The organism is Chryseobacterium sp. OSA05B, from assembly GCF_019970065.1.
GTDB lineage: Bacteria > Bacteroidota > Bacteroidia > Flavobacteriales > Weeksellaceae > Chryseobacterium.
In genome coordinates this window covers 1,215,564-1,241,380 of sequence record NZ_JAHXYH010000001.1, presented here as the reverse complement: position 1 = coordinate 1,241,380, position 25,817 = coordinate 1,215,564, and the positions used below count along the sequence as shown (strand labels likewise).

Sequence of the window (25,817 nt, the reverse complement as noted above, 5' to 3'; positions counted from 1 at the left end):
GAAAATATGAAAAAATATATAGTAACATCGTTAGTCGCTATGTTGTTCGTTGGATGTTCGACAAGTGATGATGTAAATACAGACCCACACGCATCATATAATACAACTCCTGAGGGATTAATAACATTCGCTCAGAAAGAATTAAGTGATTATATGACAACGCCTAGTGTTAATGAAAACAACTTTAGGCTGACCATGCAGTACTGGCAAGAGACTATTTATGTAAATGAAAGTAATTACGATTTTACAAATAGAAATGTATCTAATAATGTTTGGACGGATACCTATGTAAATACATTAAAGAATTTAGATCAGGCGAGAAGAATTATTGAAGCATACGTTCCCACTCTTCAGGAAACTGCAACCTGGCCTGGTATAAAGAAAAATCAATTGGCAATGATTGATATAATGCAGGTGTATACATTCCAGGTTCTGGTGGATACTTATGGAGACATTCCTTACACACAGGCTTTAGATATAGAGTCTTACCCACTTCCTAAATATGATAAAGCGGCGGATGTTTATACATCACTCATTTCAAGATTAAACACCGATATAAATAACTTGTCTACAGCTTCAGACTCTTTTGGAAATGGAGATGTATTTTACAAAGGAGATATTGTACAATGGAAAAAATTTGGGAATTCACTACTGCTTAAATTAGGAATAGCTTTGGCAGATGTTAATCCAAGTTTAGCACAGACTACAGTAAACCAGGCGATCGCTGGTGGTGTAATGTCTTCACCAGATGATGATTGTACATTTAAGTATTTGAATTCTTCACCAAATGAAAATCCGGTCTATCAGGAAGTGACTTCCAGAAATGACTTTATTGCTGGAAAGACATTAGTTGATTACATGAAAAACACAGCTGATACAAGAATTAGTGTTTATTACAGAGGACCAATCGGAGGTCAATATATTGGACAAGTGATTGGTGCTCCTGGAGCTTTCGCCAGCTTTTCAAAACCTGGAACTTTCACCAGAGAAGCTACTACAGCGGGAACTCTTTTAAGCTCCACGGAAGTGAAATTTTATCTTGCTGAAGCAGCTGCAAGATGGGGAATTGGAGGTGCTCCTGCTACCCTATACAACAATGCAGTTACCTCTTCTTTTACGGACTGGGGGAAAGCTTCAGATGCTCCAGCCTATTTAATAGCCCATCCATATGATCCGTCAAATTGGAAAAAGTCAATCGGAGAGCAGGCTTGGGTAGCAATGTATAACCAAGCGGTAACTTCCTGGAATTTCTACAGAAGATTAGACTACCCTCAATTAGTTGCTCCTGTTACTGCGATTCCGAATGCCGGTGGAAAAGTTCCGGTAAGACTTCAGTATCCTCCTGCAGAAGCTACAACTAACGGTACTAATAGTGCTGCTGCAAGTGCTGCAATTGGCGGTGATAAGCTGACCACAAAAATATTCTGGGATATCAACTAAAAAATAGTTATTCATATTCAAATAACCGCCTTCGGGCGGTTTTTTTATTTCCGTATATTTGTACTTTAAAATTTTAAGAAGAAAAGACTATTTCCCACAGTCTTTAAAAAAGCAATAGATACACATGAATATTAAAGATATCATAGAGAAAAAACTTTCGGAGGTTATTTTAAATGTTTTTCAATTGAAAGACATCAATCTGGAAGTTCAGGAAAATAAAACGGAATTTGAAGGGGACTTTACCATTGTTACATTTCCATTGGTAAAGCAGCTGAAAAAGAATCCCGAAAATATTGGTGTTGAACTGGGAGGAGCTCTAACCGAGTACTCTGATTTCTTCGAAAGTTTCAATGTAGTAAAAGGTTTCCTTAACATTAAGGTAAAAAACCAATTGTTTGTGGATAACTTCAAATCTGTGAGCAACGATTTTGATACCATAGAAAAGAAAAATTCTACCGTAATGGTGGAATATTCTTCCCCAAACACCAACAAACCGCTTCACCTTGGACACATTAGAAATAACTTATTAGGATTTTCTGTAGCCCAGATTCTTAAAGAAGCGGGATATGATGTGATCAAGTCTCAGATCATCAATGACAGAGGGATTCATATCTGTAAGTCAATGTTGGCTTGGAAAAAATTTGGGAAAGGCGAAACTCCGGAATCAACGAATACAAAAGGAGATAAATTTGTAGGAAACTATTATGTAGAATTTGATAAAAGCTACAAAACAGAAATTACAGAACTTGTAGCACAGGGTTCAACAGAAGATCAGGCAAAAAAAGAAGCTCCATCAATTATTGAGGCTCAAAAAATGCTTTTGGATTGGGAGAGTGGCGACGAAACAGTAAGAAATCTGTGGAAAGAAATGAACTCCTGGGTCTATAAAGGCTTTAGTGAAACTTATAAAAGATTAGGGGTTGATTTTGATCAGATACAATATGAAAGCAATACATATATATTAGGAAAAGATCTTATTCAGGAAGGTCTGGATAAAGGTATTCTTTATCAGAAAGAAGATGGTTCCGTATGGTGTGATCTTACAGATGAAGGACTTGATCAGAAACTTTTGCTTCGTTCAGACGGAACTTCTGTGTATATGACTCAGGATTTGGGAACAGCTGTCGAGCGTTTTAAACAAAATAATATTCAGAAATTGATTTACACAGTAGGAAACGAACAGGATTATCATTTCCAGGTTTTATTTAAAATTCTGAAAAAACTGGGATATACATGGGCAGACCAGTTGTTCCACCTTTCTTATGGAATGGTAGAACTTCCAAACGGGAAAATGAAATCCCGTGAAGGAACTGTTGTGGATGCTGATGATCTGATGCAGGAAATGCATGAGACGGCAAAACTAAAAGCGACAGAACAGGGAAGATTGGAAGGTCTTTCAGAAGAGGAAAAAGTAGCTTCTTATGAAATAATCGGTATGGGAGCTTTGAAATACTTCATGCTGAAAGTGGATCCTAAGAAAAAAATGCTGTTCAATCCGGACGAAAGCATTGAATTCAATGGAAATACAGGTCCGTTTATTCAATATACTTATGCACGTATTCAATCGTTGTTGGCAAAAGCCAATTATCAGTATAAAGAAGTTTCTACTGTTGATGCCAATCAATTTGAAAAAGAACTGATCATGTTATTGGCCAATTATAAAAATGTGGTGGAAAAAGCAGCAGAAGCATTAAGCCCGGCACTCGTAGCCAACTATGTTTATGACCTGGTTAAATCTTACAACTCATTCTATCAGAATCAAAGCACTCCAATGGTGAAACTTGAGGATGAAAATTTAAAACAATTCCGTTTAAATTTATCAGATATAACGGCTAAAACAATACAAAAATCATTAAGATTACTGGGAATAGCAACAGTGAACAGAATGTAAAAATAAAGCCTCCTGAAATTTTGGGAGGCTATTTTTTTTATAACGTAAAATGTATAAATGATAAACAACTGTTAATACTACAGAATCTCACAACTCAAACCACGCAACGCGTACCCCGAAACTCTCAACTCTCTCCCAACTCATTGTTCTTTGCACTATCTCTGTACATCTTCGCAGCACTCCATTTTGCATGCTTGGAAAGAATGACTTTGTAGCCTTTTTTATAATTGTACACTTTCGTAAATTCGGCTCCGAAAAAGATCAGCATACAGGAATAATTAATCCACATCATAATTAAAATAACGGTTCCCGCCGCTCCGAAAGTAGAGGTAGGTTTGAAATTACCAAAATACAGACTCAGTAAAAATTTACCCAGCGTAAATAAAATGGTAGTCAATAAAGCGCCTTTCCATACAGGTTTCCAGCTGATTTTTACGTCAGGAAGCACTTTGAACATGAGTGCAAATAAGAGCATAACCAGACCAAAACCAATGGCAAAATTCACGAGCTCTACCAGCATATAGGTTTCAAGGCCAAAATAATTGGTGATCCAGTTGTTGAACAGACTGATCATGGAAGATAAAATCATTGTGATCATCAGTAAGAACCCTAAAATAAGGATCATTCCCAATGAGTTGGCTCTGTCCAGAAGAAATTTAATTAATGCTTTTTTAGGAGCAGCTTCTACATCCCAAAGCGTATTTAAAGTATGCTGCAACTGAAAAAACAGAGTAGTAGAACCAAATACTAAAGACCCGATCCCTACTATTTTCATGAAAATATTCTGTTTGTCGATGAGGGCGCCCGCAATCATTCCTTCAATACTTTTGGCTACATCAGCTCCCATCAATCCGCTGATCTGGTTGCTGATTTCGCCGCGGATAGCTTCCTCGCCAAAGAAATTTCCGGCAATCCAGATAATGATAATCAATAATCCCGGGATTGAAAAGATTGCATAATACGCTAAACTTGCCGAATCTTTTGATGCGGAAGAATCATTCCATTCAGTAAAGGTTTCTTTAAGTACCTCCCAGAAAAATTTGAAATTGTTGATCATATTAGAAAGGATATCCGATAGCTATATTTAATACTAAATTGTCTTTTCTCCATTGTGAATCTCCGAAGTTAATCCGGTTAAATGCCCATCGGTCTCCTTTCTCATAATAGGGAACACGTAATGGCATCGCAAGATCCAGCCTTAAAATTAAGATAGAGAAATCAAGTCTCAGACCAACTCCGGCTCCGACTGCAACTTCACTTAAAAATTCTTTGGAAAATTTAGCGCCCGGTCTTTGGGTGTCTTCATTAATTAACCATACGTTTCCTGCATCTGCGAAGACCGCAACATTTAAAAACTTATAAAGATTAGCACGGTATTCTGCATTCAGTTCCAACTTGATATCTCCGGACTGGTCAAAATAATATCCTGATTTAATCGTTCTCGGGTCAAAACTTCCCGGACCTAATGTTCTGGCTCGGAATGCTCTGATACTGTTACTTCCTCCGGAAAAAAACTGTTTGGAGAAAGGAATATTCTCCGAATTCCCGTACGGATAAGCTATCCCTCCAATAAATCTTGTGGCTAAAGAAGTTTTTTCTGTAAACTTATGATACAGCCTGAAGTCATTTTCCATTTTGGCATATTGACTGAAGGGGATTCCGAAAATCTTTTTTTCTTTTCCTTTTTCAACATTAGCACCGGTTACCAAACCAGTAAGATTTCCTGCTAAATCCAACGTACCTTTATAATAAATGGTAGTAGGCTTGGACAGCATTGTATTGGTATAGGTATAAGAATAAGTAGGGCCAAAAATAAGCTGCTTTTGAACAACCCTTTGCATGGCATCACTGTTTGCTGATATGGAGTCATATAGAGCGGTAACCTTGGCAGGTGAAACCAATGTAACGTCCAATACCTTCAGATCATGCTCCTTTCTTACATTTTCCTTCCATAAATACCCAAATGATGCACTGAACGTATTAAGCGTATAATACTCGGTACGGTTCTGGAATTCAAATCCTAAATTGATATTCGTTCTCGGAACAAATGCACTTGAAGAATTGAAACGGAAAGGGGCTACGATCCTTGGAATGGAAAGCTGTACAGTTGATCCTGCACGGAAGAGATTCTTGGCATTTTCCTGACCTCCCATCTGGAAATCAAATGCACCGTAAACAGCGGCTTTAAACTGTTCAGCTCCTCTGAAAAAATTTCTGTGGGTCCAGTTTAAGTTCAATTCACTACCGGCATAATTCGCAGAATTGGTTCTTCCCAAAGCTTCCAGTCTCAATGATTGAATTTGTCTTGGGGTCAGTAAATAATAGGCATCAAACTGATGTTTTAATGAATCCGAAACAATGAATTCATTTTTTACAAATTTGAAAACGCCCAGACTGATCAGACGGTTAAGGGTTAGATTATGATTGGAGCGGTTGTACAGATCTCCTTTTTTAAAATACAAAGCTCTGTCGAAGATCTTTGGTTTAAATTTATGTTGCGGATCAATCACATAAATATCATCATAAGCATATTTGGAAAGCGAATCAGCATTCATCGGAACGCTGTACTTGCCTCTTTTTACATCCTGAATATTGTAATTCGGGAAAACAATCACTTTATCGATGCTAAACTGCTCCGTGGACAGATCCGGAGTGTCTTCTTTTAATTTTACGTTAAGCTCTACCTTATGATTTTTGCTCACAGTACTGTCTGCCTGAACAATAATATTATCCGGACTGAAATAATAGAATCCTCTTTCTTTTAACCCATTATCGATCCTTTCTCTTTCATTTTTAATCACATCAAGATCGAAAGGCTTTCCGGATTTAAGCAGCGTTTTATCCGCCAGACTTTGGATTTCCTTATTGACCAGTGAAGAATCCTGCTTAAATTTAACATTGCTCACCAGATATCTTGCACCGGGTCTTAAGGTGTAAATAACCTGTGCTTTTTTATTTTTGGAAACCGTATCATAGGTAGCTTTTGCATTAAAATATCCTTTATTTTCAGAATAATTTTCAATGATCTTTCTGTTAAATTCACGGTCTACATCTCCCAGCAATACAGGTTTTTCACCTACTTTATATTTTAACCAGTAATTAAAACCTTTATCTTTTTTAGGTTCTTTGGCGATATTGTAGAAATATAATTTCGGACGGATGCCCAATAAGGTCGAATTGGGTTTAGGAACCAGATTCTCTTCCAGGGCTGTCTTTAGTTCCTTTTTTTCCTTCTTTGAAAGGCTATCATTTTCTATTTTTACTTCTCCGCCGGTATAAAGCATCTGTCCCTGCTTCAGATATTTGGTATTGCTGCAGGAAAGAGTAGCTGCGGTAATGCCCGAAGCGAACAGATATTTACAATATATATTAAGTCTGCTTTTCATTATTTAAATTCTACCACTTGGTTATTTTTGTTTTCTTTTTTGCGTCTCTCTTTCTTTGTTTTTTGGAAGATCTCACGGAATTTATCATAGTCTAAAGTAATGATAAAACCTACCCCCGTTTCTATGATCTGTCCCTGAAGAGCCACCTGATATTCATCTTTACGATAGGCACGAAGCATATATCTTCCGTCTTTTGAAAGGCTGTAGTCAACAGTGACGTTTCCTGCGATGTTCGTTGTACTTTCGTTTTGTCGGGCTTCACCTTCCAGTGCAAAATTACTTCCCACGGAAACTTTCAGACGGTCATTCAGTAATTTTTTACTTACTCCTACATTCAGATCCGTTCTTGTATTTTTCTTCCCGCTTGAATAATCTTCAGAAGAATCAAGACCTAAATCTATATCCACTCCTTTGATTAAGCCTGAGGCAAGATTGTTCAATTGTTGGGAAAGAATTTTACTCACACTTTGTCTGGCCAGCATTTCACCAGACATTCCCGCACCGGATTCAAAAGGATTTTCCCCAATGAAGCGGTTAAGGAGTAGAAGGGCAAAAACCTGTTTATTCATTTCAGATTCCTGCGTTCTGAGTTGAGTAAGTTTTTGATCTACAATATCCTTTACCGTAGAGGAGATGGCGTTATTTTTTTCGTCTGTCGTGATATCAAAACTGATCTGGGGTTTCAGAAGCTCACCTTTCATTTTTAATAAAGTATTGAAAGGGATTCTTTGTTTAAACTGATTCAGTATGGAAGCATCTTCACCGCTCACTTGTTGTTCAACGAGATCAATAGGTGGAGCTTCCGTTTTATATACAGCGGTGATGTCCATAATGGCAGCAGTCGGTTCACCGGTCCAGGTAATGGTACTTCCTTTCTGGATATCAAATTTACGTTTCAGAAGACTTACGGAAAGCTCATAGGAACCTTTTTCCACTTCATAAACCCCTACAAGCGTTGTTTTTCCTGAAGGATCAATTCCTCCTGTCAGTTCTGCTTCACCTTGAAGTTTTACAAAATCTCCGTTAGCTTTATCAATTACAATGGACATTTTAGCTTCCTTACTCACTTCAATATTCACACTCACATCCATTCCTTTGATGCGGCTCTGGGCTTTCAGAGAATCAGCTTTAACGGTTTTATTCAACACAACCTGATCCTGATCGATGAATTCCACAATCCCATCTCTTTCCTGCACAGAAGGGCTTGATTGTGGAAGTACAAAAGTAAAGTCGGTATCATCAGAAACAGCCAGCCTGCCGTCCACTTTCGGAAGATCTAAGTTTCCGCGGATGTGAAGTCCTGCATCAATGGCAAGAATTCCGTACATCATTGCGTCATTGGATTTTTCTGAATTCACGACTTTGAAATCTTTGGCATTTACATCAAGATTAAAGGCAAAATCCCTGTACGTCTGCGTAAGAACCTGCCCGTTGATCACAAGAGAGTTTCCGTCTTTATCGTTGATTTTAAATTTATTAAACTCAATACCGCGGTTCGTGAAGTCAATTTCATCATTCAGTTTTCTGAAATCACTGCCGGTTTTGGCAATTTCCAGTCCTGCATCATTGAATTTCACTTTACCTAAAATATTCGGTTTTTCTGTATTTCCTGTGATCTTTAAATTTCCTGAAATATAGCCTTCCGTATTCGTTATCGCATTCATGGAGAATCCCTGAACACTCTTCATCTGAAGCTTGTTGATCGCCATATTCAGATCAAAAGTACTTGAAGAAGTATTATAATCTCCAAGAATTTTCACGTCGTTATCATTGCCTGATAAGGCAACATCGGCATTTAAAATATTCGGTGAAGAATTATTCACTTTTACGGCCAGATTTCCAACCGCATTTCCGTACACAATCAGATCGGTGATATTAAGATCTGAAGTGAAGGTCATATTTTTCGTTACATTACGAAGCTGAGCAGTTCCGTTAATGGTTCCTTTGGCCAGAACCGTATCTTTTTTGATCAGTTCGGTAATGGTTTCTATTTTAAAATCTTTCAATGCCACATTCAAGGGGCTGGCTGGACTTTCAGTTTCAGACTGAAGTGAAATCTGACTTCCTCCATTCGAAAGGACAAAATTATCGGCTAAAATCCCTTTACTGCTGATCTGGATCTTATTGTTTTCAGCAACATTCCAGTCCGAATAATTAAGTTTTAAACCATTCGGGTTCAGGGAAATTTCTGTAATATCATTCAGTGATTTTGCATTTCCTGCAATGAGGAACTGCGTCGCATCTTTGTCGTCTTTGGTGGTAATATTATAATTGATGGTATTGTTCGCCACATCTCCACTCACGGCAATTTTTTTCAATGTAAAACTGGAACTTTTTAAAGATCCGGCATTGAGACTGTACTGTAACGCCTGATTTTCATTGGTCACTTTTAAGGCTACATTTTCCAGTGAATTTTCACCATATAATAATTGCGGAATCTGTCCGTCTATTTCAATTTTTTGAGAATCTGCATCATAATTTCCTGCTAAATTGATCGTTTCAAAAGTTTTGAGTTCCGGAACGAATTTCCTGATCAGATCATCATTTTTAATCTTGGCATTGAAGGTGAAAAACTGCCCCGGATCAATTTTCGGTCCTTTAGCAGGCTTCTGGAACTGATAATACTGATTGATCGTCTGCGTTAAAGCACCAAAAATCTGGGTCAGTTTATATTTTCCTTTTAAAGAAACATCTGCGATCTGAGAATTGAAAATGATCTGCGTGGAATCCTGTGTGGAGGATGCTTTCAGATTAACTTCCTGTACCGGATAGACTTCTTTGGTATCTGAAAATGCGAAATCTTTTAAGTTTAGATAACCGTTCAGCGCGTCCGGATCAAGGCTTGAAAAATCCCCGTCGATCTTTCCTGCGATAATCATGGGTTTCTCATAGAATCCAAGTTTATTCACATCAAGCTTGATCACTTCACCATTGATTTTTACCGTAGGATTTTTTTCACTGTAAACTCCGGAAGCTATTAAATTCAGATTCGCATTCGGATCTTTTGAGTTTAAAACGATATTGTAAACACCTCTGTTAATTTTACCCGTCAGATCCATATTCTGATAACGGTATCCTTTGTAAACAGCTGATGCTACATGTCCTTTAAGATCTGCTTTTGCATTTTTAAAGTCAAAGCTTTCACCTTTTGCGGAAATCTGAGCGGTAACGGCTCCGACATCTTTATTCTTAATAATCTTTCCAACCTGAATAGCCTGAAGATTAGCTTTTATATCGTACAGTTCGCGGTTTTTTCTGCTCATATCCACATCTGCCACAATAGCAGCGTTTCCAAGGGTAGAGTAGAGGTTCAGGTCTGCTTTTACCACCTTCGTTGTTCCTTTTGCACTTCCTTTAATACTGAAATGGGAAGGGAGGGAGATATTGGATGGAATGGTATTTTTCGGAACCAGATTGTAAACTGTTTTAGCTTCTGCTGAAAATTCTGCAATCCTAAGATCATAGTACAGATTTTCAGGTTTCATTGCATTTTTGATTCTTCCTGATGCCGCCACTCTCAACTGATCCAGACCTGAAACTTTAAGATCTTTGATGAGTAAATCATTGACGATTCCCTGAACGTTAGCATTGACATTCAGTATAGCATTCGGATATTTATTGAATGGAGCGGTATTTCGCAAAGTAGGAACAATATTCAGGATATCTGCGAAACCTATTTTGGAATCCTTGATATTGGCTGAAATTTTTACAGCTCCCGGATTTGAAGTCAGCTGATCAAGCGAATCATAATTTAAAATGACCTCATCACGGATCAGCGTTTTCGGGGTTTGCAGATAAAGATCTTTCAGGTAAGCCTGTTTTTCTGCATACACAAAATCTGTATTGAATTTCTGGATATCCAGACCTCTTCCTTCCTGAATTTCTGCGGAATTCACGGTTCCTGCAAACGTATTGTTCTCCATTTTGAAGCTTCTTACTTCCACATTCATTTTAGAAAAATTCATGTGGTTGAAATCCATTCCCTGTTTGGTAGGAGCAATCGCGGTGTTGTTGTAGATTGCTTTTACATCATTCAGCACCAGTTTTCCGAGAAGAACTTTCATCGCTTTATCCTTATCCGAAACTTTAGAAACTTCAGGTTCTTTTGTTTCCTTCGGATTGGCGTTTTGGGCAGGAAGATAAAGGTTGGCGTTAATGTCTGCTCCGGACAGGAAAACATTGGAAATATTGTAGGAATTGTTCTCAAGATCCAATTTGTTCACCTTCGTACTTAATTCTTTGAACAGAACTTTAGCAAACGTTTTGGTATTGTCATCGCCGTAATCAATATCGAAATTGGTCAGTTTTATGCCTCTCAGGCCAATATTCATCGGCTTTTTATCATTGAGTGAATCTACCTTTTTCTCTACTTTTTTAGAAACCTCTTCAATAAGATCCTGTTTTAGTTTTAACTTCAGTCCGTCAAGATTAATGTCATTAACGGCATACGTATTTTTATTGAGATCAAAAGTTTTAACCCTGGTATCAAATGATTTGAAATATAATTTAATATCGTTCCTAGACTGCTGATCACTAAAGGTCACGCCAATATCCTTTAAATTAATCTTATCAAGAGAAATAATAAAAGGCTTGGAAGAACTTTCCTCCTTATCGCTGGTCGCAAAAGCATTGATGATATAATCGAAATTGAATGTTCCGTTCGGTTTCCGTACCACATTGGCGCGGGCTCCCTCAAGATCCACCGAAGTAATATCGGCCGTTGAACTGATAAGCTTCATCATATTCAGGCCTACATCCAGTTTTTTAACCGCAAGAAGCGTGTCTACATCCTGTCCTTTAAGGTAAAGATTTTCCATCACAAGGCTGTTTGGAAATCCAATGTAAACTCTTTCCAGGCTTACTTTGGTCTTGATTTTTTTCTCAAGATACACGACCAGTTTGTCTTTGATAAAATTTTGAACGGCAGGAAGCCTTAAGCTAAGGATCAGAAGGGTAAGAAAAACCAATATTGAAATAAAGGTTATTGCAATACGCTTTAAAAGTTTTCTTTTGTTGATTTTCAGTTTCAAATGTGACTAGGTTTTTAACAAATATAAGAATACTATTTTATTAGCTCTTTGTTGTGGTATCCTAGCATAAGTACAAAAATCCTGCCTTGGCTGTCCTGATATGGAATTTAGTTGAATAGTTGTCAAGTGAATATGTTGATAAAGACAACCAAGGTCTGGATTTTTTTGTTTAAAAGCCCCCTTTATATCATTTTTTAACGTTGAAAAGGTTTAGCAAAAATGAAAATTCAAATGTTAGATAGGTTTTCAAAGGGGGCAAGGAATATATGGAGATAATAAATTTTTGTTAAGTTATGTGATCTAAGTTTTAAAGGGTTGGAAGCTGGAAGAGGGAGGCTGGAAGTTATATTGGACATTCATTTTTAAAAGTGATCTTAAACTAGCTTTAAAAAAATAATAAAATGGTTCTGTAAGTCTTCTTTTAGACTACATAACTTCCCTCTTCCAGCTTCAAACTTCCTGACATTCTTAAAATTAATTGTTACCATTTTCCCATTTCACTTCTTCACCTTGAGCAGCAGCACCGCCTTGAGCCGGAGTGATGGGAGAAGTTTCCTGGTTGATGTGGTAGATGTAGGCTGCAATCTTTTCTGCGTCTCTTCCTGTAATGGTTCCGTCTTTAATAAATGGACGCATCGTAGGATTGTTTGGTGAACCGTTTTCAAGCATCCAGAATACGTTTTTAAACAGACTTTTTTCTTTGATATTGATCCAGTGGGTATCCGTAAGGTTAGGCCCGATACCTCCTTTTCCACCGTCACCATGGCAGGTTACGCAATTGGTTTTAAATAATTCCTGACCTTCAGCGATATGATCCGCACTGTATTTTGCATTTTCCAGATTGATTTGAGGAGCATTTTTTTCATATTCCTGGATGGAAGCAAGCATGGTTTTCACTTCCTTGTCATATTCAGCTTCCGGATGGGCGTATTCAGTGAAAGCAAAGGCCATCAGATACACTACGCAGAATATACATCCGAACCAGAACAGACCTATCCACCATTTGGGTAGTGAGTTGTCAAGCTCTGTGATTCCGTCAAAACCATGATCGATAAGGATGTCTTTTTCTTCCGTGGCAGACTGCTTTTTGAATGCAGAATTCCAAAGTTTCTGATAATACGGAATATTTTTTTCTGCTAAATATTCTTTCTTTTCCTCATCGGTCAGCCTGTTGAAACTTTCGTTTTCCACCAGATCTCCAATTGAGTTCATGATCAGAAGAAGGATGACAGCGATCACAATAAGGACCCAGAAAAAAGGGGAGGAAAAATAACCTGAGTCTCCGGCGAACATTTCAAACGCCATGATCGTTAAGCCTATCGTTGTTGCGATATATATTGAAATAGGGGTTCTCTTTTTCATTGCAGTACAATTTTACAGGTTATTCAGCACTTGCGGTCTGGATCTGTGTAGTTTTAATATCGGTACCTAATCTTTGAAGATAAGCGATCATCGCTACAATTTCTCTCTGCTCAAGCGGTATATAAGCAGCACCTTTTGCCATTTTTTCTTTTTCCATCTGGCTTTTCACATCTGTAGCTTCAGAATAAATTCTCTGTACAATCGCTTTGGACTGGTTGTCGGCCCATTGTCCCGCAGAATCTATTTCCGCTTTTGAATAAGGTACATCGAAAGCATTTTTCATTAACCTCATCTTGGCCACCATTTGAGTACGGTCCAGTTTATTCGTGATCAGCCATGGGAAACGCGGCATAATGGAACCTGCAGACGTAATTCTTGGGTTATACATATGTTTAAAGTGCCATGAATCAGGGTTTCGGCCTCCTTCTCTGTGAAGATCCGGACCGGTTCTCTTGGATCCCCATAAGAACGGTCTGTCATAAATAAATTCTCCCGCTTTTGAGTATTGTCCGTTTTTACCTTCAAACCTCACGATTTCATCACGGAAAGGTCTGATCATCTGGGAATGGCAGGAGTTACACCCTTCACGGACATATAAATCTCTTCCTTCTAGTTCAAGCGGTGTGTATGGTTTTACAGCCGTTATCGTCGGAACACTTTGTTTTAATGATAATGTTGGAACGATTTCTATTAATCCGCCTATTGCTACGGTAATGAAAGCCAGGATAGATAATAGTTTTGGAGTTCTTTCCAGCCAAAGGTGTACGCCTTCGCCTTCTTTTCTTGCAGTGCCGATATCTGCGAGTGCCGGTGCTTCTGCCGGAACATTTTTCTGGAATGAGCCTGATCTTACGGTTTTAATCACATTGATCACCATTAAAATAGCTCCTGAAAGGTAAAGAAGACCTCCTAAGAATCTCATTTTAAAGTAAGGAATGATCGCGGTTACCGTATCCAGCCAGTTTTTCCATAACAGGGTTCCGTCCGGATTGAACTGTTTCCACATCAATCCCTGAGTGAATCCTGAGATATACATCGGAACTGCATAAAAGATAATTCCCAGTGTTCCAAGCCAGAAGTGCCAGTTGGCTAATTTTTTAGACCATAACGGCGTTCTCCACATGATCGGGATCAGATAATAGACTACCCCGAAGGCCATGAAACCATTCCATCCAAGCGCGCCCAAATGTACGTGTCCGATGACCCAGTCGGTGTAATGCCCGATTTTATTTAAAGATTTTGTAGCTAATAAAGGTCCCTCGAAAGTAGCCATCCCATAACAGGTGATTGCCACCACAAAGAATTTAAGGATGGGATTTTCTCTCACTTTATCCCAGGCTCCTCGTAAGGTAAGAAGTCCGTTCAGCATTCCTCCCCAGGACGGAGCGATCAGCATAATAGAGAATCCCGTACCTACGGCCTGAGCCCATGCCGGAAGCGCCGTATACTGAAGGTGGTGAGGACCAGCCCAAAGGTATACGAATATCAGCGACCAAAAGTGAATAATGGATAATTTATAGGAGAATACAGGACGCTGTGCTGCTTTCGGCATGAAATAATACATCAGACCCAGTACCGGTGTTGTGAGTACGAATGCTACGGCATTGTGACCGTACCACCACTGTACAAGTGCATCTTTTACACCGGCATATACAGAATAGGATTTCCAACTCGTGAATGATAGGGGAACTTCAAGGTTATTAAAGATATGTAGCATGGCAACAGCAATCCAGGTTGCAATATAGAACCAGATGGCTACGTAAAGGTGTCTCACCCTTCTTTTCGCAATGGTTCCGAACATATTGATTCCGAAAATGATCCATGAGAAAGTGATCAGGATATCTATCGGCCATTCGTGTTCTGCATATTCTTTGGACGTATTGATTCCCATTAAGAATGTGATCACTACGGCAACGATCATCAGCTGCCAGCTCCAGAAATGAATCCATGAAAGCGTATCACTGTACATTCTTGTTTTTAAAAGTCTCTGCATGCTGTAATAGGCACCGCAGAAGAAGGAATTACACACAAAAGCAAAAATAACGGCACTCGTATGCAGCATTCTGATCCTTCCGAATCCCATTGCACCCTGCGTGTTGATCAGTCCCTGGATATTTCCGCTTCTCAGACTCTGAATCGTGGTATCATCTGTCCCGAATAAAAACTCAGGCAACTCAGGGTAGAAAAGCATCAGCGCGGCCGAAAGTCCCAGCAGAAAGCCGACCAGCCCGAATACGATAGTAGCATACAAGAATGCTCTGACAATATTATTGTCATAATTGAATTTTTGCGTCTCCATAATTCCAATTGTGTTGTACCGAAGTGATATTTATCCTCTGAAATCAGAAGGTAGTGACCTTGATTTGGATGAAAAAATAAATATCATGTAACGTGTATAATGTTTTGCCAAAGGTATTTATTAACTTTGTGTAAGTCTAGTAGGTATCCTTCTAAACTATACCGAAAACTACTAAAACAAAAACGATGAAAGTATGTGGCCAAAATATCAGGAAAATCCGTAGAAGTAAAGACTTTACGCAGGAGTACATGGCTTTTGAAATGGGAATTTCCCAAAAGGCCTATTCCGATATTGAAAACGCTAAAGTGAAAATCAATCTCGATATCCTCACGAAGATCTCAGATATTCTGGAAATCAAGCCTTCCGATATCTGCAGTATTTCGCACAAATGTGGGATGGACGGGAATGATGACCGATACCAGTCGCTTTTGGAGTACATGAAAAAGAATAATATTTCGATTCCGGAGGAATATTTATAATGAGTCTTGAATTTGTTGATAAATGCCAAAGATGGATTTATTTGTTCCGTAATGATTTTTAAAACATTTAATCATAAAATCTTTATTTTTAATAACAGTTTTTGGAGTTGCCATTAAATTGAAAACTAAAAAATTGACAATTTCAGGTGTCGTTACTATCTCAAATTTTATTATAAAATTATTTACAATATTAAATTTTTCTTTTTCGTTTATATCAATATGAGAAAATTCGCGTATAACTATATCCAAAAAAATAATGAATTTTCTGGCAGGATTGTAATAGTTAAAAAAAATACTAGTTACGTCATAAAATTGCTTTGCATTCAACATATCTAGTACAATATTGATATCGAGCTCTCCATTTTTTTGGATAGATGGAATATCGTCAGCAGTAAAGTTCTCTGTAAACTCATTTATGACATTATTTATCTTTGCAACTTTTAAAGTATCAGATAAATTGTCATTAATTTTAATTAGGTTGAAGGTTTGATTAAATTCTGTTACGAATTCATTTACATGCTGTTTTTTTATAAATATTGATTGTTTTTTATTAAAATCATATTGCACATAAAAGGCAATAAATGTTAAGATACATGTGGATATACCAATAAAAGGAGCTGAAATGCCTCCGATTGCATCTCCGATCATATTTTTATCACTCATATTGAAGCCCCAATTTAGGTGTGATGCTATATAAATATAAGAGAAAAATAATATCAAAAATATTGTTAGCAATACAAAAAATCTTGTTAGATTTTTTCCGCTAAAAAAATCAGTTTCTTCTTCGATAATGTTCTTCATGGTTTTATTTTGTTCACTAATTTAATATTTTTAATAATATTGAGAGATTGAAATTTTTCCAAAGAAAATTTTTGGATTTAGAAAATAAAATAAGTTATCCGATTTACCCAATTTACACCACCTATGGAATGTTAATTTCTCTGAAAAGTTTTTATATATTTAGGGCATAATTGATTTTATGAGCAGCGAACAGAAAACGGAGTCCAATGATGGGGCTCTTGTCAGAGGATTAACCAACAGACATATTCAATTAATTGCCCTTGGAGGAGCCATAGGAACGGGACTGTTTCTCGGGATCGGTCCGGCAGCAGTTTTAGCGGGTCCTTCCGTTATTCTCGGGTATGCTTTGGCTGGAATTATCGCGTTCTTTATTATGCGTCAGCTTGGTGAAATGGTGGTTCAGGAACCTGTTTCCGGAAGTTTCAGTCATTTTGCCTATAAATATTGGGGAAATTTCCCCGGTTTTGCTTCCGGCTGGAATTATTGGATTCTCTATATCCTTGTAAGTATGGCTGAACTCACGGCCATCGGGCATTATATTCATTTCTGGTGGCCCGAAATCCCGCTCTGGGTTTCCAGTCTATTCTTTTTTATCATGATTACGGCCTTAAATCTGGCATCTGTAAAAGTATACGGCGAAACTGAATTCTGGTTTTCCATCATCAAAGTGGTGGCTATCATTGGGATGATTGTTTTCGGGATTTATTTGTTATTGAGTGGTACAGGAGGAGATAAGGCAAGCATTTCCAATCTTTGGAACGACGGCGGATTTTTCCCCAAAGGTTTCTTTAATAAAGGGGAAGGTGGTTTCTCAGGACTATTTGCCGCCATGGCGATGATTATGTTCTCTTTTGGAGGATTGGAATTAATAGGAATCACGGCTGCTGAAGCTAAAAATCCTGAAAAGACGATTCCAAAAGCGACCAATCAGGTTATTTACAGGATTTTGATTTTCTATGTGGGAGCTTTGGTTATTTTATTTGCATTGAGTCCGTGGAGAGAAATTACAGAAGGGACAAGCCCGTTTGTGATGGTATTCCAGAATTTAAACGGATTTGAATTCAAAATATTCGGAAAGGTGATTCAGTTCAATGTTTTAATTGCCAATATCCTTAATCTGATCGTTTTGACCGCAGCTTTATCAGTGTACAACAGCAGTGTTTACAGCAACAGCAGAATGCTTTTCGGGTTGGCTCAGCAGGGAAATGCACCGAAATTTTTAAAGAAACTGAACAAAAACAGTGTTCCTACCAATGCGATTCTGATCTCTTCCTGTTTCGCGGGAATCTGTATTATCATCAATAAACTGGTACCTGAAAAAGCATTTGAATATCTAATGGCTCTTGTGGTTTCTACGTTAATTATCAATTGGCTGATGATCTGTTACACCCATCTGAAATTTAGAAAAGAGAAAGATCAATCGGGGGTGAAGACGTTATTTCCGTCCATATTTTATCCGGTTTCGAACTATATCTGTATTCTGTTTTTAGTCGCAATTCTGGTATTGATGAGTATTACCGGAATGGAAATTCAGGTTATTTTAATTCCAATATGGCTGGCTTTCTTATTCCTGATGTTTAAATTATATAAACCTAAAATCAAGTAGTCAATAGAAAGCTGGAAGATAGGAGAAGGAAGCTGGAGGTAACTGTCTGACATTAATATTTAACAGTAACCTTAAAATGTAATGAAGTAGTCTTAAAGTTATGCTTTCGGATTTAAGAACTCTTCCAGCTTCAGGCTTCTGACCTAAATAACAATAAGGATAGATTTTGATCTGTCCTTATTTGCGTTTAAATAGATTTATAAATTTGTCCTTTTCATTGAAATTATGTAAGTTATTTAAGTTTTTTGAGCTTAAATTTGACTTTGTCGAATAGATGTTTCCGATTAGAATAATAAGTTCCATAACTTAACACGGATTTTATGAAAACAACACACCCATTAAAACTTATTTTATTTTTTTCCTTAGTATCAACATTTTGTTTTTCACAGAAGTTCAGTTTTATTTATGAAACTAAATTCCTGTCAGCTAAAGGAAAACCTGATGATATTTATAAAGATCATATGGTGCTGGATTTTGAGAATAATATTTCTATTTTTCGGGAATCAATGGCTAAAAATGCTGATTCCCTGAAGTTCATTAATAAAAATGGAGGATACAAACTGGGGGTTGAAAATCAGTTTTACATTAAAAAAGATTTGAATAATAATAAAGTAGAGAAAATTATTACTTATTTACGGGCGAATTACCTTCTTCCTATGGATGAACCATTAAACTGGAAAATTTTATCAGAACAAAAAACAATAGGAAAATATAAATCACAAAAAGCAGAAGTTAATTATGGCGGCAGAAAATGGATTGCCTGGTTTACGTCGGAATTGCCTTTCAATGACGGTCCATATGTTTTCAATGGATTGCCTGGTTTAATTATTTCCATTGAAGATACTGAACATGATTACGCATTCAATTTAGTGCAGATAAAAAAAGGGGGCGATTGGTTTGATGCAAGGAAGAAAACCATTACCATCGATTGGGCAAAATATGATCATCTGGGGAAATCATATTATAATGATCCGTGGAACTCTAAAACCGCAGGGAAAGTTACATTTTATGATCCTCAGGGAAAAGAACAGGATATGAACGAAATGATCAAAAGAGGGCAAAAATCTATTCTTGAAGATGATAATCCTTTAGAACTGAATCATAAAATCAATTATAAATAGAAGCTTTTGACGATCTGTACCAACGTTACTTTAGAACTGCTATTTGGTTCATTAATTAGTTGAATACTCAACTGAAAATATTTATCTTTAGAGTACGTAAGCCAATCCATTGGCAAAATATAAAGCCGTGCAGATCAGTTTTAACGAAATACAGAAGATCGTTGATCATATCGAAGAAAACTTTGACCGGGAGATCACAGCCGATGAAATAGAATATCTGTCTCAGTATTCGTACCGTAATTTTCAAAGGATTTTTTTTAAGATTTTTAAAGAAAACATCTCCGGATTTCAAAAGCGTCTCCGCCTGGAAAAATCGTACAAAAAACTGATCTATACCACTGATAAAATCTCTGATATTGCCCGGGAAGTCGGTTATTTCAATATCCAGTCTTTTTCAAAAGCCTTTAAAAAACAGTATCATATTTCACCTGCTGAAGCCAGAAGTCAGAAGCAGGAGATTTTTAAAGAATTTCTCGACAATGAAGCTGTTGACCTGCAGTATGAAATCAAGTACAAGGATGCTGTTTCTGTGTACTGTACATTCATTAAAGCTAAAGATTACAATAATCAGGAGATTAATGATTTGTGGGCTACCATTGAACAGGAAAACGGAGATTCATTTCCTGCTTATGGAATTATACGCGATCAACCGTTGATCACCAACCGTTCCCACTGCAGATATGGGGCGGCGATACTACAGACTGCGCCGGGAGCCTCCGGACTTCAGAAAACAGAAATTTTTGGAGGAAAATACATCCGGTTTACTCATTACGGATCTTTTGAAAATATTTTAGAAACCTACCGGAACTTTTACCGTTTCTGGCTCACTCGGCCAGAGCTCCTGCTTGACAACTCGGATGTGATAGAAGAACACCTTAAGTATGAAAAGGGAGAAATGATTACTCATATTTATTTTCCGCTGCATTTGTAAGGATGTCCTTTTAGGACAAGTTTTGTTTTTCTGATGATCTAATTTTGTCCTGGATAAATACTCCAACTGTTGGAATTCTACAGTATGCTGATGGTGGAATCCGATTTCAGTTTTCAGGAACATCAGGCCAGCAGTCAGATCATCCGGTTGGGGTTGGAGAACAGCAAAAAAGCACAGTTCGGAATAGGACGTAATATTTCCCAGACCGGAAGTACTTTCGAAACCGATATCAATTTCGGACTATTTATTGGAAAAAAGTTTTAATGATATGAATCAATTATTCGCACTCACTCTTTTATTTAATGTAACATTTTGTATGGCACAGACGTATCACTTCCCAGAAGAATCTTCACCTAACGAAGGAACCTGGCTGCAATGGCCACACCATCATCAGCACGGCACAGAATACCGGAAAAGAATAGAACAGACATGGATCGATATGACACGTGAGCTTCAGTCCGGGGAAAAAGTTCATATCATTGCTTATGATGGCACGGAAAAGAAAAGAATTTCTGATCTGTTGGAAAAAAATAAAATCTCTTTAAAAAATGTTGATTTCAAAGTATATCCTACCGATGATGTCTGGGTGAGAGATAACGGGCCTATTTTCGTGAAAGATAATAACGGCCGAGTACTGATTGAAGATTGGGGGTTCAACGGCTGGGGAGGAAAGTATGACTCCGGAAACTGTAATAAAATTCCTCAGCGGATAGGAGCGGATCTGGGCATTAAAGTGATTGATCTGAATGATGAAATGGTGAATGAAGGCGGATCTGTAGAAACCGACGGAAACGGTGTTCTGATGGCTTGTAAAAGTTCTGTGATCAGTCAGAAAAAAGGATCTACCCGAACAAAAGGAATTACACAGCAGGAAGCGGAGGAAATGTTTGAAAAATACTACGGTGTTTCCAAGGTGATCTGGCTTGACGGTGTTACAGGATTAGATGTTACCGATATGCATATCGACGGGTTCATGAAATTCATCAATCATAAGACCATGATCACAATGGACGAGGACGGTCTTTTTGAGATGGGACTTACCGATAAAGATATCAATACCCTCTATACAGCATCCAATGCAGCCGGAAAGGAATACAAAAAAATATACCTGCCGGCCACAAAAAATAAAGCAAAAACCGCTTATGGAAAGCAGCTGGAAGAAAAAGGTTCTTATATTAATTTCTATGTTGCCAATAAGGTGGTTTTGGTTCCAAACTATGGTGATCCAAACGATAAAGTGGCCAATACAATGATTCAGGAGCAGTATCCTGACCGAAAAGTCATTGGAATAGATGTGAGAAACTTATATGAAAATGGTGGAATGATCCATTGTGTGACGCAGCAGCAGCCTGCAGGGAATCTGTTGAAGTAGAATTTTATAATTGGAACAACTCCTTCGTAAGAATGAATAAATTTTTATGGAGGGGTTTTTACATGATCAGGAATATAAATGATTTAAACTTTTTAAGACAGAATATTTCGGTATTATTAAAAATAAAAAAACCATCCTAAAAAAGAATGGTTTGTAGACCCACAGGGATTCGAACCCCGACTGACGGTACCAAAAACCGGAGTGCTACCGTTACACTATAGGTCTGCTTTATTTTGGTGGTGCAAATTTACAATTTTTTTCTTTACAGGCAAGAATCTCCCGTAAAAAGTCGGGAATTTTTAAGTGAAAAAAGATAAAAGTCTGGGTTTTTATAACTTAAGTTTTATTTTTCCGACTTGATGATACCTTCCGTTTATTTTTAAATAACTTTAATTGATAGGGATCATAGAAACGAAAGATGTTTAAAACAAAAAAAACCATCCTTAAAAAAGAATGGTTTGTAGACCCACAGGGATTCGAACCCCAACTGATGGTACCAAAAACCAGAGTGCTACCGTTACACCATGGGTCTGTTTTTATTTTGGTGAGGCAAATTTACAGCTTTTTTCTTTAGATACAAGAACTTTTTAAAGTTTTTTTTACATTTACATCACTTTTTATGTACCACAATCATGCGGATAGACTTCAATAATCTCAATATTAATAATTTATCATTTCAAACCGATTTTGAACAGAAAACCAAAAAATTTCTGGACGAATGGTTTTCTGATGGAAATACGGTAAAAGTGCAGACCTCGGGTTCCACAGGAATACCAAAAGTTTTTGAAATCGAGAAAAAGAAAATGGTCAATTCTGCGGTGATGACCTGTAATTTTTTAAGATTAAAACAAGGCGATAAAGCTTTATTATGTCTTCCTATAGAATATATTTCCGGTAAAATGATGGTCGTTCGTTCCATTGAAAGAAAAATACAACTGATTGTTTCAGAGCCATCTTTGAAGCCTGTAGAGCATTTAAATGAAGAAGTAGATTTCTGCGCGATGACTCCTCTTCAGGTCGAAAACTCGCTGGAACAATTACATTTGATTAAAAATTTAATCATTGGCGGAGCTACAGTTTCCGAAAACCTGAAAGAGAAAATTGAGCAAGCAGCTCAGCGTTCCCAAACGTCAAACCGTATTTTTGAAACGTACGGAATGTCTGAAACCCTTTCCCATATTGCTTTAAAACAGCTGATGCCTGAACCTGAAGATTATTTCACGGCTTTTGAAAACGTTTCTATCAGTACGGATGAAAGAGGCTGCCTGAAGATCTTTGCTCCGAATGTAAATGCTGAAGTGCTGCAGACTAATGATTTAGTTGAAATTAAAAATGAAAAGCAGTTTAGGTTTTTGGGAAGAATTGATAACGTTATTAATTCCGGAGGCGCGAAAGTTTTCCCGGAAGCTCTGGAAGCTTTGGTCAAAAGAGAGATTCCAAACGAAGCCGTATTCATCGGAATAAAAGATGAAAGTCTTGGACAGAAATTAATATTGATCATAGAAGGAGAAGAATCCGTAAGTTTGATTGAAAAGATTTCTGAAATGCCTTTTGAAAAGAATTTTCACAAACCCAAAGAAATTATTTTCACTGAAAAGATCCCAAGAACGTCGAATGGTAAAGTAAACCGAATAGAACTTCATAAAATAATAAGCGAAAGTTTATAATCTTTTATCTTTACTCTTTAATTTATCAGTCTCTATCTTATGAAAGATTTCTCAAAAGAACTCAGCTTTAAAAATTCCCGCAGCAGTGGAGCAGGAGGCCAAAACGTCAATAAAGTGGAAACTGCTGTAACGGTTCTCTGGTCTGTCGCTGAGTCCGAATTTTTCAATGAATACCAAAAGGAGCTCATTCAGACTAAATTAAAAAACAGGATCAATGCTCAAGGCTATTTGTTCCTGACAGTTTCAGAAAGCAGAACCCAGCTGATGAACAAAAATAAAGCGATTGAAAAAATTATTGATATCGTCAATAAAGCTTTAATTGTGCCCAAGAAAAGAGTGGCAACAAAACCCTCCAAAGGACAGAAACAGAAAAGACTGGATACCAAAAAGAAAATTTCCGAGAAGAAGGAGAACAGAAATTTTAAGTTTTAAGGGAGGAGATTCGGGATACGAGTTGAGGTGTGTGGATATGGTTTTAAGAGCGGTTTTCTTTCATATGTCTGGATTTTTGAGTATCTTAGGGGTATTAATAATTTTAATCTATGACAGCACCTATTTCTTTATCTGCAGACTGCCATTCCAATGGTCTTTTGCTGTCGCTGTTATATTTACATACAGATTCTTTTCTGAAGAGTTCTAAGGACTTTATCAATTAAGCCCTGTCAGGATCCACGACAGGGAAAGTATTCCAATAAATTTTACCTATTAATTTGCAGTTTTCTACGGGAGAAAAACTGAGTAGAGGTGTAATCCTGCATTGGATCATTGGGAATAACTGCATTCATTGATTTAAAAAAAATGAAAAATGTCCAATCATATTATTGTAACCACAGGAATTTATGATGCTATAAAAGATACACTCAGAAGAAAAAAAGTGAGCATACCTGAAGAAAAAAGACTGGCTGAAGAGCTTAGAAAAGCGAAACAGGTGCTGAGAAGAGATCTTCCCGCTGAGATCGTAACGGTTGACAGAAAAGTGACAATTAAAGATCACACTCGGAATTTTGAACATGAATATATTTTCGTGGCTTCTGCAAAAGCTAAACCGGCAAAAAACAAACACTCCATCTTATCGGATATCGCTTTGGCAACGGTAGGATATAAAGTGGGAGATATCATCGACTGGCCTTTTAAAGACGGGGAAAGGAAGATTGAGATCTTAAAAGTAGAATCTTGGCACGGGTAACCCCTGTGTAATCTATATTGTTAGAAGAAGTACAGCTCCAGGGCTGTACTTTTTATATTCCCCCAATGAATGCAGGTCAATTTATCATTTGTTAAAAAAGGATGTTCAGGGAAGAGTTTCTTTCAGTACTCATGTTGCATTCCGTTTTTAAGTTTTATCTTTGCAAAAATTAAAAAAATGAGCAAACCGATTTCTGAATTTATAGAGAAATATTACCTGCACTTCAATGCGGCTGCATTGGTAGATGCATCTAAGGGGTATGTTGCACATCTTAAAGATGGCGGAAAAATGATGATCACTTTGGCAGGTGCTATGTCTACTGCTGAATTGGGGAAGATCCTTGCAGAAATGATCCGTCAGGGGAAAGTTGATTTTATTTCTTGTACAGGAGCTAACCTTGAAGAAGATTTGATGAATCTTGTAGCGCACTCTCACTACGAAAGAGTTCCTCACTACAGAGATCTTACAGCTCAGGATGAGTGGGCTTTATTAGAAAGAGGGTTAAACAGAGTTACAGATACATGTATCCCTGAAGAGGAAGCTTTCAGAAGACTTCAAAAGCATATCGTTGATATCTGGAAAGATGCAGAAGCTAAAGGCGAGCGTTATTTCCCACACGAATTCATGTACAAAATGATCCTTTCGGGAGTTCTTGAGCAGTATTATGAAATTCCAAGAGAAAACTCATGGATGATCGCTGCCGCTGAGAAAAACCTTCCAATCGTGGTTCCGGGATGGGAAGATTCTACGATGGGTAATATCTTCGCTTCTTACTGTATCAAAGGTGAGCTCACCGCAACAACTATGAAATCAGGAATCGAGTATATGATGTATCTTGCAGACTGGTACACTAAAAATTCAGCTGGAAAAGGAGTTGGTTTCTTCCAGATCGGAGGAGGTATCGCTGGGGATTTCCCAATCTGTGTAGTGCCGATGCTTTATCAGGATATGGAAATGCATGACGTTCCTTTCTGGTCTTATTTCTGCCAGATCTCAGATTCTACCACATCGTACGGTTCATACTCAGGAGCAGTTCCGAATGAGAAAATCACCTGGGGTAAACTGGATATCACAACACCGAAATTCATCGTTGAAAGTGATGCTACCATCTGTGCACCATTGATGTTCTCTTACATCTTAGAAAATTCTTAAGAATAAGTTTCTTATAAAAATATCAACGCTTCAATTCATTTTGAAGCGTTTTTTTATGTTCCCACACCGTCATTGCGAGCAAAGCGAAGCAATC

General features: G+C 37.6%; 18 protein-coding genes and 2 tRNA genes. 12 read left to right on the top strand and 8 right to left on the bottom strand.

The annotated features are described in order from the left end of the window. The first annotated feature begins 6 nt into the window (after nt 1-6). Together LC419_RS05655 and argS are read left to right on the top strand one after the other, a co-directional pair. Nucleotides 7-1,440 carry a SusD/RagB family nutrient-binding outer membrane lipoprotein gene (locus LC419_RS05655; RefSeq protein WP_223606438.1) on the top strand — a complete coding sequence of 478 codons (1,434 nt, stop codon included), beginning with the start codon at nt 7-9 and terminating at the stop codon, nt 1,438-1,440. A 124-nt stretch (nt 1,441-1,564) separates the two neighbouring features. Next, on the top strand, nt 1,565-3,331 hold the full coding sequence (argS, locus tag LC419_RS05650; RefSeq protein WP_223606437.1) for an arginine--tRNA ligase: 1,767 nt from the start codon (nt 1,565-1,567) through the stop codon (nt 3,329-3,331). A gap of 124 nt (nt 3,332-3,455) precedes the next feature. On the opposite strand, the gene LC419_RS05645 is transcribed toward argS, so the two are convergent. From LC419_RS05645 to ccoN, 5 genes are all read right to left on the bottom strand, one after another. Further along, nucleotides 3,456-4,388 (bottom strand): YihY/virulence factor BrkB family protein, encoded by a 933-nt coding sequence (locus LC419_RS05645; protein WP_223606436.1) that lies wholly within the window; start codon nt 4,386-4,388, stop codon nt 3,456-3,458. Nucleotide 4,389: 1 nt separating this feature from the next. Continuing rightward, entirely contained in the window at nt 4,390-6,717 is a 2,328-nt protein-coding gene (locus tag LC419_RS05640) for a BamA/TamA family outer membrane protein (protein WP_223606435.1), read from the bottom strand. Beyond that, complete coding sequence (locus LC419_RS05635; RefSeq protein ID WP_223606434.1) at nt 6,717-11,747, bottom strand: translocation/assembly module TamB; 5,031 nt, start codon at nt 11,745-11,747, stop codon at nt 6,717-6,719. Before LC419_RS05635 ends, LC419_RS05640 begins: the two co-directional genes overlap by 1 nt. 474 nt (nt 11,748-12,221) lie before the next feature. Beyond that, on the bottom strand, nt 12,222-13,109 hold the full coding sequence (locus tag LC419_RS05630; RefSeq protein ID WP_223606433.1) for a cbb3-type cytochrome c oxidase N-terminal domain-containing protein: 888 nt from the start codon (nt 13,107-13,109) through the stop codon (nt 12,222-12,224). A gap of 19 nt (nt 13,110-13,128) precedes the next feature. Continuing rightward, nucleotides 13,129-15,408: a cytochrome-c oxidase, cbb3-type subunit I gene (gene ccoN / locus LC419_RS05625; RefSeq protein ID WP_223606432.1), complete on the bottom strand. Its 2,280-nt coding sequence runs from the start codon at nt 15,406-15,408 to the stop codon at nt 13,129-13,131. A 185-nt stretch (nt 15,409-15,593) separates the two neighbouring features. Here ccoN and LC419_RS05620 point away from each other — a divergent pair, with 185 nt between their 5' ends. After that, nucleotides 15,594-15,887, top strand: coding sequence for a helix-turn-helix domain-containing protein (locus LC419_RS05620; RefSeq protein ID WP_223606431.1), 294 nt, complete (start codon nt 15,594-15,596; stop codon nt 15,885-15,887). On the opposite strand, the gene LC419_RS05615 is transcribed toward LC419_RS05620, so the two are convergent. Continuing rightward, nucleotides 15,882-16,688, bottom strand: coding sequence for a hypothetical protein (locus tag LC419_RS05615; RefSeq protein WP_223606430.1), 807 nt, complete (start codon nt 16,686-16,688; stop codon nt 15,882-15,884). The genes LC419_RS05620 and LC419_RS05615 overlap by 6 nt on opposite strands. 178 nt (nt 16,689-16,866) lie before the next feature. On the opposite strand from LC419_RS05615, the gene LC419_RS05610 reads away from it, so the two are divergent. The 5 genes from LC419_RS05610 (at nt 16,867) to LC419_RS05590 (ending at nt 21,718) form a co-directional block, all read left to right on the top strand. Further along, nucleotides 16,867-18,294, top strand: coding sequence for an amino acid permease (locus tag LC419_RS05610; RefSeq protein WP_223606429.1), 1,428 nt, complete (start codon nt 16,867-16,869; stop codon nt 18,292-18,294). Between the two features lie 320 nt (nt 18,295-18,614). Further along, complete coding sequence (locus LC419_RS05605; protein WP_223606428.1) at nt 18,615-19,415, top strand: GLPGLI family protein; 801 nt, start codon at nt 18,615-18,617, stop codon at nt 19,413-19,415. Nucleotides 19,416-19,542: 127 nt separating this feature from the next. Next, nucleotides 19,543-20,346, top strand: a complete 804-nt coding sequence (locus LC419_RS05600; protein WP_223606427.1) for an AraC family transcriptional regulator — start codon at nt 19,543-19,545, stop codon at nt 20,344-20,346. Between the two features lie 69 nt (nt 20,347-20,415). Then, nucleotides 20,416-20,610 (top strand): hypothetical protein, encoded by a 195-nt coding sequence (locus tag LC419_RS05595; protein ID WP_223606426.1) that lies wholly within the window; start codon nt 20,416-20,418, stop codon nt 20,608-20,610. A 4-nt stretch (nt 20,611-20,614) separates the two neighbouring features. After that, nucleotides 20,615-21,718: an agmatine/peptidylarginine deiminase gene (locus LC419_RS05590; RefSeq protein ID WP_223606425.1), complete on the top strand. Its 1,104-nt coding sequence runs from the start codon at nt 20,615-20,617 to the stop codon at nt 21,716-21,718. A 154-nt stretch (nt 21,719-21,872) separates the two neighbouring features. Here LC419_RS05590 and LC419_RS05585 read toward each other — a convergent pair. Then, nucleotides 21,873-21,943 (bottom strand) — tRNA-Gln (locus LC419_RS05585). Between the two features lie 236 nt (nt 21,944-22,179). Further along, a tRNA-Gln gene (locus tag LC419_RS05580) sits at nt 22,180-22,250 on the bottom strand. Between the two features lie 100 nt (nt 22,251-22,350). On the opposite strand from LC419_RS05580, the gene LC419_RS05575 reads away from it, so the two are divergent. From LC419_RS05575 to LC419_RS05560, 4 genes are all read left to right on the top strand, one after another. Then, nucleotides 22,351-23,385 carry an AMP-binding protein gene (locus LC419_RS05575; RefSeq protein WP_223606424.1) on the top strand — a complete coding sequence of 345 codons (1,035 nt, stop codon included), beginning with the start codon at nt 22,351-22,353 and terminating at the stop codon, nt 23,383-23,385. 39 nt (nt 23,386-23,424) lie between these two features. Next, nucleotides 23,425-23,817 carry an alternative ribosome rescue aminoacyl-tRNA hydrolase ArfB gene (gene arfB / locus LC419_RS05570; protein ID WP_223606423.1) on the top strand — a complete coding sequence of 131 codons (393 nt, stop codon included), beginning with the start codon at nt 23,425-23,427 and terminating at the stop codon, nt 23,815-23,817. 373 nt (nt 23,818-24,190) lie between these two features. Further along, on the top strand, nt 24,191-24,571 hold the full coding sequence (locus LC419_RS05565; RefSeq protein WP_223606422.1) for a GreA/GreB family elongation factor: 381 nt from the start codon (nt 24,191-24,193) through the stop codon (nt 24,569-24,571). 177 nt (nt 24,572-24,748) lie between these two features. Next, nucleotides 24,749-25,723, top strand: coding sequence for a deoxyhypusine synthase family protein (locus tag LC419_RS05560; RefSeq protein ID WP_034723588.1), 975 nt, complete (start codon nt 24,749-24,751; stop codon nt 25,721-25,723). The last annotated feature ends 94 nt before the right edge of the window (nt 25,724-25,817 follow it).